The sequence below is a fragment of the Pseudomonas sp. NFACC02 genome, from assembly GCF_900110765.1.
GTDB lineage: Bacteria > Pseudomonadota > Gammaproteobacteria > Pseudomonadales > Pseudomonadaceae > Aquipseudomonas.
Map to the genome: position 1 here is coordinate 226,648 of NZ_FOEO01000003.1, position 13,187 is coordinate 239,834.

Here is a 13,187-nt window from a genome sequence, read left to right on the forward strand (position 1 = left end):
CGGCGTACGCACTTCACATAACTTCCTTACTGACGGGGTCAGACTTCCCTGGATCAAACAACCTGAATGCCGTTCTGTACCCACAAATGGTGACTCGGGTCCTCCTGCGGTGTGTATTGGGTGTAATCGATTCCGTCCGCCTGGTGGGTGCCGTCGGCTGCCCAGGTGTCGGTCATGTGTACGGTGTCCTTGCTGTCGCCCTTGATCAGCAGCGTGCTGTTGTCGGATGAAGTGATCGCCACCAGATCGGCAAGGCTTACGGTCAGCGAGACCGCGCTGGTGTGATTCAGGTCCAGCACCTCGATGTTGTGGACCCGGCTCTGCAGATCGCCAAGGTTGATGACCGCGTCACCACCGGCCCACAGCAGCGTGTCCGTGCCCGTCCCGCCGTCCACCGAAGCGAACTGCTGATCGCTGATGATCAGGGTGTCGTTACCGGCACCGCCTTGCAGGGTCACGGCACCGCCGTGGGACCCGTCGAGGGTATCGTTGCCGTCGGTGCCCTGAATCAGCTCGGCGCCGGTCACGGCGGCCGTTGTCGCGACAGACGCGGCGCTGTGATCGTCGACGCTGGCCAGCGCGGCGAAGGACGTGCTGGTCACGGCGCCGGCCGCGTCCAGGTCCACTGTCAAGGTGGCGGTATCCGTGCTCCCGTTGGGATGGGCCAACTGATAGGTGAACACATCCTGATGACCGATGACCGCATTGGTCTGACCGGGGTTGAGGGTGTAGACGTAGCTGCCGTCGGCATGCACCAGTAACGAACCGTAGGTGCCGACGAGGGTCGTGCCGTTGTAGCCCGGCGTAACGAACGTTCCGGCTTGCTGCACGCTCAGCACGGTGTAGGCCGAGCCGAGTACGTCTGCACCGGCACCCGCCGTGTCAGTGAGCAGGTTGCCCGTGACCGGCGTGTAGCTGCCGACCACGAACTGGTTGGTGTAGGTGGCGGTATTGATGAGGCTGGTATTGACCGTGCTCAGCACCCCCAGCCCACCAACTGCCACCTTGACCTGGTAGCTGCCGGACGTCTGGTCATCGAACCGAATGCCGTAGTTGCCACTGCCCAGATTGACCAGCGAGCTGCCGCCGTAGCTTTTCACCAGCACGTATTGACCGGTGCTGGTGTTGAGCTTGTAGAGGCTGACGGTCATTGCGCCGAGCAGACTCAGCAGGTTGCTGGCGTTGACCACCACGGTGAGGTCACTGACCGTATTGGCCGCGACGCTGGTGGTGTAGGTGCCGCTGCCCCCGCCCAGCAAGACGCCGAAGCTGCCGAGCGCCGAGGTGGTGGTGACCTCCTGGTTGACCAGAGTGATTCCCGTATGGGCAATATCGTTGGTGGCATCCACCAGCAACGCCGGACTGCCGAGGTTGGTATTGCTCCAGATCTCCGTTGCTTGTGGACTGTCGATGCGAACGTACAGCGTGGCGGTGTCGCTCAGGCCGTTGGCGTGCACCAGTTGATAGCTGAAGACATCCACTTTGCCGACGCTGCCGAGGCTGCCATTGGGCTTGTAGCTGTAGTTGCCGCTGGCATCGATGGTCAGCGTGCCATACAGGCCTTGCACCGTCGTACCGCCGCCTGCCGCCACGTAGCTGCCGTTTTTCTGGATCTGCAGCAGGGCGCCTTGATCGGGGCCTGTCTGGTCGACTTGACCGTCGGTGCCGACGTCGCTGATGACGTTGCCGGTAATCGCAGCTCCTGCCGTTCCGGTGAACTGCGTCAGGCTGGTGATATCCAGTTGCAACTGGGTGTTGACGGTGGTCAGCACGCCAATGCCGGAGCTGGCCACGGTCAGGCGGTAGTCGCCGCCCAGCAGGTCGCCGATGTTGACCCGCACGCCCTGTCCGGCAATGGCGATCAGGTCAAGCAGGCCACCGCTGCCATTGACGTCCAGCGTGACCCAGGCGCCGCTGGCGCTCTTGACCTGCAGCGTGTAGGAGACGCCGTCGAGCAATGAAACCAGGCTGCCGGTGGTCAGGGTCAGCGTCGGGTCGATGCTGGTGCCGCTTGCGACGGTGAAGGTGAAGGTTTTCGAGAAACCCGACAGCAACGTGGAGAAAGAGTCGAAGAAGTTCTGCGTCACCTTGACCGGCGCAATGACCACCGTGGCGGTTGCCAGGTTGTCGCTGGCGACGACCGGGGCGTTGGCGTCGATATCGGGCGCGGTAACGACTGTCGCTACCGAGACGTTGCCATGGATGTCGGTGAGGCTGACGGACAGCTTCTCTCCGTTGATCTGCGCCGCATTGAGCCCGGCGCTGAATACACCGGTGCCGCCAACGACCGCCGTGCCGAGCACGACGCCGCTCGCGGATTTGATGGTCACTGTAGCGCCCGCTTCTCCGGTGCCGCTGACGGTCAGACCGTCACCACTGACCAGCAGCGTGGTCGGTGCGACCGGAGCCGTCAGGTCCGGTGCGGTCGCCGTGGCCGATACCGAAACGTTCCCGGCCGGGTCGGCCTGCGTCACGCTCAGGACCTGGTTGTCGATCTGTGCAGCGGCGAGCGCGACGGTGAAGCTGCCGTTGGCGGCCACGGTGCCTGTTCCCAGGACAACGCCCGCGGCATTGCGCACGGTCACGGTCGAGCCGGCCACACCGAGTCCGCTCAGCACGGTGCCGCTGCCATTGATGGCCACGCCGGTGGGCGCGCCGGGCGCGGTCGTGTCGGGCGCGGTCAGGCTGCCCGCCGCAGAGACATTGCCTGCACCGTCGACCAGACGAACCGTCAGCGGCTGGCCGTCGAGTTGCGCGGCCGAGGTGAGGTTGAAGTTGAAAGTGCCGCCACTGCCCACGGTGCCGGTCCCCAGCAAGGCACCGCCTGCGCCGTACACGTTGACCGTCGCGCCTGCTTCGCCGCTGCCACTCACCGTCAGACCGTTGGCCGCCAGGGCCAGCCCGGTGGGCGCCGTCGGTGCCTGTACATCGGCGGCCACCAGATTGGCGACAGGCGAGAGATTTCCGGCAGGGTCTGCCTGTTGCACCGTGAGCGCCTGCCCATTCAACTGGGCGCTGGACAGTTGCACGGTGAAGGTACCACCGGCACCCACCACGGCCGTTCCCAGCAACTGGCCCGCGGCGTTGGTCACGCTGACAGTCGCGCCGGGTTCACCGGTTCCGCTCAATTGGAGCCCGGCGGCATTGAGTGCGAGATTGCTCAAGGCTGCCGGCGGCGTGGTATCCGCTGCCGTCAATCCGGTCGACGCCGAGACGTTGCCGGCGGCGTCGGCCTGGCTCACGGTCAGGGGCTGGCCGTTGAGCTGTGCTGTGTTCAGCGTGACCGAGAACGTGCCGTTCGCCGCCACGGTTCCGGTGCCCAGCACCAGTCCTGCCGCACTGCGCACGGTCACCGTCGCTCCGGCCTCACCGAGGCCTGTCAACAGCAGTCCGGTGCCATCAAGACCCAGCGCCGATGGCGCATTGGGCGCGGTGATGTCCGGCGCAATGACGCTCAGTGCAGGCGATGGATTGCCTGCGGTGTCCGTCTGGAACGCGTTGAGTATCTGCCCATTAGCCTGCGCGCTGTTGAGTTGCGCGCTGAAGGTGCCGTTTGCGCCGACCACGGCGGTTCCCAAGGCCGTGCCGGTTGCAGAGGTGATGGTGACCGTCGCGCCGATTTCACCTCGGCCGGTGACCGTTGTGCCCGTGGCGTTGATGGCCAGATCGGTCAGCGGTACCGGCGCCGTGGTGTCGCCGGCAACGATTTCGCTTGGCACAGAGGCGCCACCGAGCGCGGTGCTCGCGGTGACGTCCAGCACCTCGCCGTTGGTTTGCGCCGGGCTGAGCGTCACTGTGAAGGTACCGTCGGTGCCGGCGGTGCCTGTGCCCAACTGCGCGCCGGTCGGGCCGTACACGGTGATCGTGGCACCGCTGGCGGCGGTCCCGGTCAACGTCACGCCGTCCGGTGTCAGCACCAGATTGTCCGGCGCATTCGGCGGTGGTGTGAGCGGCACGACGAGCGTGGAGGCGGTGGAGTCATTGCCCGCGCCATCCGTCTGAACCACCGACAGTGTCTGATTGGCCGTGACGCCGGTCAGGGTGATGACGAAGGTGCCGTTCGCGCCCACCGTCCCGTTTCCGATCTCTACACCGTTGACACTGACCGTCACGCTTGCGCCGACCTCGCCACGGCCGGCAAGCTGCGTGTAATCCGGGCTGATCGACAGATTGCTGACCGGATCTGGATCGGTAGTATCGGGGGCGACAAAGGGCAGCGTAGCCGAGGCGTTATTAAAGCCATCGGTTGCGGTCACCAACAGCGTTTCGCCGTTGGTTTGTGAGGCATTCAAATTGACGGTGTAGGTGCCGTCACCCAGCGCGGTGGCCGACCCCAGGAACGCGCCGTTTGCCGACGTCACGGTCACGGTGCTGCCTGCTTCGGCGGTGCCGGTCAGCACAGTGCCTCCTGTCAAGGCGATGACCGTTGGCAGCGCAGGGGCGGTGATATCCGGCGCGGTGACGGTAACCGGGGCCGAATCGTTGGTGCCGGCATCCACCTGGACCACCGACAGCACCTGACCATTGAGCTGCGCCGTCGACAGGTTAACGCTGAACGTGCCGTCAGCCGCAACGATGGCCGTGCCCAGAGGTGCGCCCTGGAAGGACACGTTCACCGTGGCGCCCGCTTCCCCGGTACCGCTGAGAATCAGGCCATTGAGGCTGACGGCGAGGTTGCTGACCGGCGCTGGATCGGTGACGTCCGGCACCTGATAGGTGGCATTCCCGGAGACGTTGGCGGCGTCATCGGTCTGCGTCAGGGTGAGGACCTGACCGTTGAGCTGCGCGGGATTGAGCGTGACGCTGAAGGTGCCGTCGGTGTCGACCGTTGCGGTGCCCAGCGCTGCACCGGTCGCGCTGGTGACCTGGACCGTTGCCCCGGCTTCCCCGGTGCCGGTCAGGGTCACGCCATCAGCGCTCAGCCCCGTCACAACAGGCTGGGCAGGCGCCGTGATGTCTGGCGCATCGACAGTCGCTGGCGCGGAGGGATTGCCGGCCGTGTCCCGTTGAATGACCGACAGCGTTTCGCCGTTGAGTTGAGGCACCGAGAGCGTGAGGGTAAAGGTGCCGCCCGCGCTGACCGTTGCCGTTCCGAGGACATTGCCTGCGTTGTCGCTGACCACGATTTGCGCGCCGGCTTCACCGGTACCGCTGACCACGCTGCCTGCTTCATCGATCGCCAGGTTGGCCACGGTGTTCGGCGCGGTGGTGTCCGGGGCGAACAGATTGCCCGCCGCCGACGCATTGCCTCTGGCATCGGTCAGCACGACGAAGACTTGCTCGCCGTTGGTTTGTCCCTGCGTCAGCGTGATCAGGAAATGGCCGCTGGCATCGACTGAACCGGTACCGATCTGCGTGCCATCGGCCAGCGTGACACGCACGGTCGCGTTGGCCTCGCCGTTGCCACTCAGCACACCGCCGTCTGCGTTGAACAGCAGCTGAGTCGGCACTGGAGGAGGCGTCAGGTCAGGCGCGGTTACGGACACCGAGGCACTGACGTTGCCCGGTGGGTCGGCCTGCTGCACGCTGAGAGTCTGGTTGTTGATCTGTGGCGTGCTCAACGTGACGCTGAACGAGCCGTCCCCCAATACCACACTGGTGCCCAGGACATTACCGGCAGGGTCTTTCACGGTGACCGTCGCGCCGGGCTCGCCGGTACCGGTCACGACTGCACCGGCGGCGTTGATATCGACATTGGCGAGCGGGTCAGGTGGCGTGAAGTCCGGCGTGATGAGCGTGGCACCGGGCGACACGTTGCCTGCGGTGTCGGTCTGCACCAGCGTCAGGACTTCGGCGTTGGTCAGCGGGTTGGTCAGGACCAGGGTGAACGTCCCGGTGCTGCCCACCACGACCGTGCCCAGTAGGGTGCCGTCCGTGTCGGTGACGGTCACCGTTGCACCGGCCTCGCCATGGCCGGTAAGGGTCGCGCCGTCGCTGGAGATGCCTAGCTGGGTAAGGGCCGCCGGAGCGGTGGTGTCGATGGCGATCAGGCTGGAGGTGGCCGAGGTATTCCCGGCGGTGTCAGTCAGGGTGACGGCGAGCGTCTGACCGTTGGCCTGAGGGGTGCTCAGGGTGATCTGGAAGCTGCCGTCGAGGCGTACGGTGCCGGATCCCAACAGTGCGCCGGAGGCACTGAACACGTTGACGGTTGTGCCGGCTTCCCCTGTCCCGGAGAGCACGCTGCCGTCGCTGCTTACGGCCAGCGCGGCCGGAGCATCGGGCGCCACGAGGTCCCGTGCCACCAGGTCCAGGCTGATGGATTCGTTCCCGGCTGCATCGGTCTGGCTCAGGTTCAGGGTTTGACCCGCAATTTGCGGTGGGGTGAGCGTCAGGCTAAAGGTGCCATTGGCGGCGACCAGGGCGTTACCCAGAATCACGCCACCTGCGCCCATCACCGTGACGGTCGCTCCCGCCTCGCCATGGCCGGTGAGGGCCGAGCCGTCGGCAGCGAGCACGAGGTTGCTCAGTGGCGCCGGGGCGGTGACGTCGGCGGCCGTGTAATCGGTGGGCAGGGAGTTGATGCCGTCGCTGGAGGTCGCGGTTGCCGACAGTTGCTCACCGTTCAATTGCGCGGTATTGAGCGTGGCGCTGAACGTACCGTCGCTGGCGACCAGTGCCGTCCCCAGCAATGTCCCGGATGGGCTGTGTATGCTCACCGTACTGCCGGCGGTAGCGGTACCGGTCAAGGTAAGACCGTCGGCACTCAGGGCAAGATTGGCCGGTGCCGGTTCCGCCAGATTGCCCGGCGCGGTGACGGTGGCCTGCGGCGATGCATTACCCGCCGCATCGGTCTGGATGACGTTGAGCACGGTGCCCGCTGCGGCGCCCGGGGTCAGCGTCAGGGTGAAATTGCCGTTGGCATTGACCGTTGCAGTGCCCAGCTGGACACCATTGGCGTCACGCACCACCACCGTCGCGCCCGCTTCGCCGTGACCGGCCAGGGATAGACCATCCGCCGTGACGGCCAGATCGCTCACGGCCAGCGGAGCGGTGGTGTCGGCCGCCGCATAGGCTGCCGGATTCGACACATTGCCTGCTGCATCGGTGGCCGTGACAGTCAACGCCTGACCATTGAGTTGCGGCGAGCCAAGCGTCACCTGGAACGTCCCGTTAGCGGCCGCGGTGGTGGTACCGATTATCCCGCCCGAGGCATCCCGTACGATCACGCTGCTGCCGGCTTCGGCGTTGCCGGTCAGTTGCAGACCCGCGCCATTCAGGCTCAAGGCCGTCGGCGCGTCAGGCGGTGTGAGGTCGACCGATACGACCTCCACCGCAGTGGAGACGTTGCCGGGTGGGTCTTCCTGAGTAACGGTGAGCACCTGCGCGTTGAGCTGTGGCGCGTTCAACGTGAGGTTGAATGAACCGTTCGCCGCCACCAGCCCGGTGCCGAGCAACGTGCCGTCGACGCTACGCACGGAAACCGTCGCCCCCGGCTCGCCATGACCTGTGACGGTGAGGCCGTCGGCATTGACCGCAACCTGAGTAAGCGCCGCAGGCGGGCTGATATCGGGCGCCTGCACGGTGACTGACGGGGACGCGTTGCCGTTGGCGTCGACCTGATTGACGTCCAGTGTCTGGCCGTTGTCTTGCGCTGGAGCGAGGGTGACACTGAATGACCCGTCAGCCGCCACGACACCCGAGCCCAGCAGAGTGCCATTGCTGTCGGTGACACGAACGGTCGCGCCCACTTCACCTGTACCGGTGAGCGTGTTGCCACTGGCGCTGATGGTGAGGTTCTGGACGAGGGCAGGTGGTGTGGCGTCCACCGTGTTCAGGCTGCTCTGCGGCGAGGTGTTGCCCGCCGCATCGGTGAGGATGATCTGCAAGGCTGCGCCGCTGGTTTGCGCGTTGGGCAGCGTCACCTGGAACTGGCCGCTCTGGTCGACGGTTCCGGTCGCCAGCACGTTGCCCGCCGCATCGCGAACGGTGACGGTGGCGCCCGCTTCGCCCTGACCGCTGATAACGGTCCCGACACTGTTGATGGACAAACCGGTCGCGGCGTTCGGTGCTTGCAGGTCCGGGGCGACCACGCTGCCGGGTTGAGAGACGTTACCGGCCGCATCGCTTTGAGTGGCGGTCAGCGGCTGCGAGTTGATCTGCGCAGGGTTGAGGGCAATGCTGAAGTTGCCATTGGCCGCGACAACCCCCGTGCCCAGAATGGCGCCACTGCTGTTGGTGATGGTCACTGTAGCACCGACTTCACCTTTGCCGGTGACCGCGCTGCCGTTGGAATTAATGGTCAGATCCGACGGCGCTTCCGGAGCCGTCGAGTCAGCGGCAATGATGGTACCCGGTACCGAGGTGTGCCCACTGGCGTCGCTGGCCGTGACGTGCAATGTCTGTGCATTCAGCTGGGCGAAGCGCATGAAAATGGTAAAGCGCCCCAGGCTGTTGACGGTGCCCGATCCCAGATTCGTCCCGTCGCCTGCGAGGACAGTGACCGTGCTGCCAGGGGTGCCGGCGCCGGTCAGGGTGAAGCCGTCGCTGCTGATGGCAAGGTCCGTTGGTGTAGCCACCTGGGTGCCGTCGGGACCGGGCAGGGTGACTGGCGTGGAGGGGTTGCCGCTGCTGTCCGTGCTGACGACCGTGTTGACGCTGCCATTCCCCGCAGGAGGGTTCAGACCGATGACGAAAACGCCGTCATTGCCAACGACGCCGGTCCCGATCACGACGTTGCCGGGGTCGGTAATGGTAATGGTCGTTCCGGGTTCGCCAGTGCCGGATGCTTGGGTGCCATCCGGGCTGACGGTCAGGTTGGCGACGGGCGGCGGGGGCGTGGTATCCGGTGCTTGCGTGGTGACCGGGAGCGAGTCATGGGTGCCGTCGGAAACGACGACCTGCACGGACTGACCGTTTGTGAGTGTGCCGGGCAGATTAAAGGTGAACTGGCCGTTTGTCCCGGCCGTGGTCGAGCCCAGCAGGTTGCCGTTGGCATCCAGCACATTGACGGTGGCGCCTGCTTCGGTGGTGCCGGTCAACACGCCGTTGGCGTCGACAGCCAGGTCAGTGGGTGCCGGCGGCGCGGTGATGTCAGGGGCGGTGACGCTGCTCGCGGCAGAAGGCAGCTGGCTGGCGTCGATTTGCGTCACATTCAGCGCTTCGCCGTTCTGCTGGGGGCTCGTAAGTGTGACGGTAAAGCTGCCATTGGCTGCAACCACCGCCGTACCGAGCAACGTGCCGTTCGCGTTGCGGACTTCGATGGTGTCGCCTGCAATGCCATTGCCGGACACATAATGTCCGTCCGCAGTAATGACCACGTTGCTTGGCGCATCGGCGGGCGTCGTGTCCGCTGCGGTGAACGGGGCGGACGTTGACAGGTTTCCATGAGTGTCGGCTTGGGTGACCTGTACCGTCTGGCCGTTGTTCTGAGCCGCAGACAGCGTCGCCTGGAAGGCACCGGTCGTGGCATCCGCCGTCGCAGTGCCCAACAGGTTGCCGCTCTGATCCCGTACGTATACGGTCGCGCCCGGTTCGGCCAGCCCGCTCAACACAACGCCTGTGCTGTTCAGGGTGAGGTTGTCAGGGGCACCGGGTGCCTGGATATCCGGGGCGTCGACAGGCACTGGTGTCGATGGCGTAACCGAGCCATCCGCCTGGCTTACGTTCAACACCTGGCCATTGATCTGCGGGCTGGAAAGGTTGATTTCGAACCGTCCGTTTGTGCCCACCAGTGCCGTGCCCAGCGGATTGCCCGAGGCATCAGTCACCGTGACGGTCGCACCTACCTGACCGTTGCCGGTGACCATCGCGCCGTTGGCAGAAATCACGACGTTGGTCACCGCATCAGGCACGCTCAGGTCCGGCGCATTGACCGGCACAGGCGTGGATGGATTGCCCGCAACGTCGGCCTGAGTCACCTGCAAGACCTGTCCGTCGGTTTGCGCTGTCGTGAGATTGAGTGAAAAGGTGCCGTCCTGCCCGACGCTTCCGGTGCCTATCACGGTGCCGAATGCATCACGCACGATCACCGAAGCGCCGGGTTCGCCCGTCCCCGTGAGCACCACGCCCGATGCGTCCAGCGCAACATTGGTCAGCGGTGTTGGCGCCTGGGTATCGGGCGCCGTAAAGGAAACAGGCGTGGCAGGGTTCCCGGCACTGTCACTGGCGTTGATCAGTAACGTCTGCCCATTGTTCTGCGCAACGCTGAGCGTCACGTTGAATGACCCGTCGGCGGCGACATTGGCGGTGCCAAGCACATTTCCATTGGCGTCGGTGACGGTGATGCGCGATCCCGCTTCGCCACGGCCGCTGAGCAACGTCCCGTCAGTGCTGAGTGAGAGCCCGTCGGGCTGCAGCGGTCCGTCCAGATCTCCGGCGACCACTGGGGCCAAAGGTGAAGGGTTGCCGGAGGCATCGGTGAGCACGACCTGCAACGCCTGTCCATTGGTCTGCGCAGCATTCAGCACGACCGAGAAAGCGCCGGTCGCAGAGACGGTGCCGGTGCCCAGAACAATGCCTTGAGCGTTGGTGATGGTGATCGCTGCCCCAGGCTCTCCGCGACCGGTGATCGACAGGCCATCCTGCGCCACGGCGAGATCCGATGCAGCCAGCGGTCCGGTAATATCCGGCGCTGTCAGCGGTACGCTCACCGAGTTTTCACCGAGGGCGTCGGTCGCGGTGACCGTGATCACTTCGCCATTGGCCTGGGCTGGCGTCAGCGTCAGGGTAAAGGTGCCGTCGTTTCCGACCACCGCGCTCCCTAGCAGATTGCCCTGGGCGTCGCGTACCTCGATCAGGTTTCCGGCCGTTCCGCTGCCGGTCAATTGCGTCCCGCTAGCGTCCAGCACCAGGTTTGCGGGCGTCGCCGGGCCGGCGTTATCGGGCGCGGTAACGTCGAGGGCCGACGACGGATTGCCCGCGGCATCGGTCTGGATAACCTGCAGTTGTTCGCCAGCGGTGGGGGCGCTGGTCAGCGTGATCAGAAACGTACCGTTCGCGCCGACAATACCCGTGCCGATCACGGTGCCCCCCGCATTGAGGACAGTGACGGTTGCCCCGATCTCGCCGGTGCCGGACAGCAGCGCACCGTCGGCGCTGATGACCACGTTGGTGACCTGATCAGGGGCGGTGGTGTCGGCCGCTGTCAGTGGCGCGGTGGAGGTGTTGCCAGCGGCATCGGTGGCGCTGACGTCCAGGCGTTCTCCATTGGTCTGGGCACTCGCCAGCGTCACACTGAACGTGCCATCCAGACCGGCGCGTGCCGAGCCGATCACGGCGCCTGAAGCATCGCGAACCAGAACGCGCGCGCCGGGTTCGGTGACACCGGTCAGCGTCAGACCGTCCGCCGACAGCCCCAGCGTGCCCGGCTGCGCCGGTGCTGTGATATCGGGCGCCTGCAGCGGCACGTTTGAAGAAACGTTGCCAGCCGCGTCGGTCAAGGTCACTTGCAGCAGCTGACCGTTGGCTGGCGCGGGATTGAGTCCAACGCTGAAGCTCCCGTCAGCGCCGACGATACCGGTCCCCAGCAAGGTGCCGTTGGCGTCGATGACGTTGACCGTGCTGCCGGGTTCGCCGCGTCCGCTGACCAGGGAACCGCTGCCACTTATCGCAACGGCTGTGGGTGCGTCCGGCGGGGTGACGTCGCCGTCGTCAGGGGGTGTGACACCCGTGTCGGGTGCCAGGGCCTGGGCGGGAAGCGAACTGTTACCTGCGGCGTCGACAGCATTGACGGTTAGCGATTGCCCATCGGTCTGTGGCGGATTCAAGGTGACGTTGAACGTGCCGTCCGGCGCCACCGTTGCGGTCCCAAGCAACGTGCCGTCTGCCGCCCTTACCTGAATCGTGGCGCCGGCTTCACCGGTACCGCTCAAGGCGCTGCCGTCGGCGCTGACGGCCAGATTGCTTGGCGCATTGGGCGCCGTGGTGTCCGCCGCCGTCAGCGAGCCTGGCGCCGAGACATTACCCGCGGCATCTGTGAGGGTGACGCTCAGCACCTGGCCATTGGTCTGAGGTGCATTGAGGATGGCCTGGAAGGTTCCGTCACTACCCACCACGGCCGTGCCCAGCACGTTACCCGCTGCATCGCGAATGACCACGTTGCTGCCGGCTTCACCGGTACCGCTCAGGGACTGGCCGTCTGCCGATAAGGTCAAATTGGCGGGGGCAGTGGGTGCGGTAGTGTCAGTCGCAATCAGCGAACCGGGTGCCGAGACATTGCCCGCCGCGTCCGTGAGCGTGACATCGAGCGCCTGGCCGTTGGTCTGAGGGGCGTTGAGAACGACCTGAAACCGTCCGTCATTTCCTACCGTCCCGGTGCCCAGCACATTGCCCGCCGCATCGAGCACAGTGACGCGAGAGCCGGCCTCACCGAGTCCGCTTAACGACAGGCCGTCAGCGGACAAACCGAGTCCAGTGGGCGCTTCGGGCGCTGTCGTGTCTGGGGATCCGGCGCCGCCTCCGCCACCGCCGCCTCCACCAGCGGCTCCGCCAGCCGCCGCGGCAGCGCCGCCCGCGCCGAGCAAACCCAATCCGGCAATCGCCCAAGTGGGCGTAGCGCTGCCCACGACACCGACACCGGCAACCAACTCGTCAATGGAAGAGACTTCCTCGAACGTAAAGCCCCTGAATACTTGCGCGTCGTACTGTGCCTGCCACAGAACGCCATCGTCGCCTTGAAACACCATGTCGCTCTGGACGCCGTCCGGTCCGGTATTGAAGAAGTTGGCGACCTTGATGTGTTCGCCATTCTTGAGATTGACCACCAGATCCTGTCCACTGCGGCTCGCCGAGGCAACCTGGCCAGGCGCAACAGGCATCTGAACGACGGAGGGGTTGTTGAGGGCCAGATCGCCCCAGGCATTGGCAGTGAGTTGGGAGGTTGTTTTGTCGGCGACGACGATGTTTTCCATTTCAGTGACCCTGGTTCCATACTTCGCTTCGGGACAACAACCGCGCGGCAGTTCCATGAATCCCGCCGCCGCTCTTCGGGCCTTGCCACCCTCGGAGTGAGCGTTGTTTTTTATTCGTCTGCGGTTATCCGTTTGATTAGAAAACTAGATTGGATCACTCGGTTTTCAATGGAAGTTAATTTGACAAAGTCGACTTTTCAAAATCAGCAGAGACAGCAACTGACTGATTTTTAAATATAAAAATACGCCAGTCGAGTGTGTGCCGGTCGTCGGAGCATAAGAGAGGGCAGTCGTAAAGGTGGCGCGGCCAGCATCAATACATCCGTCTGGATGGCCGCA

Annotated in this window: 1 protein-coding gene; it reads right to left on the reverse strand. The window is 65.1% G+C overall.

Annotated elements, in window-relative coordinates; all coding sequences use genetic code 11:
* Positions 1-53: 53 nt before the first annotated feature.
* Positions 54-12,848, reverse strand: coding sequence for a BapA/Bap/LapF family large adhesin (locus BMY73_RS04765; protein WP_139214101.1), 12,795 nt, complete (start codon positions 12,846-12,848; stop codon positions 54-56).
* Between the last annotated feature and the right edge of the window lie 339 nt (positions 12,849-13,187).

What these genes read in the sequence shown, in the direction of transcription:
- BMY73_RS04765 (WP_139214101.1), bottom strand. Translation starts at nt 12,848, where the DNA reads ATGGAAAACATCGTCGTCGCCGACAAAACAACCTCCCAACTCACTGCC.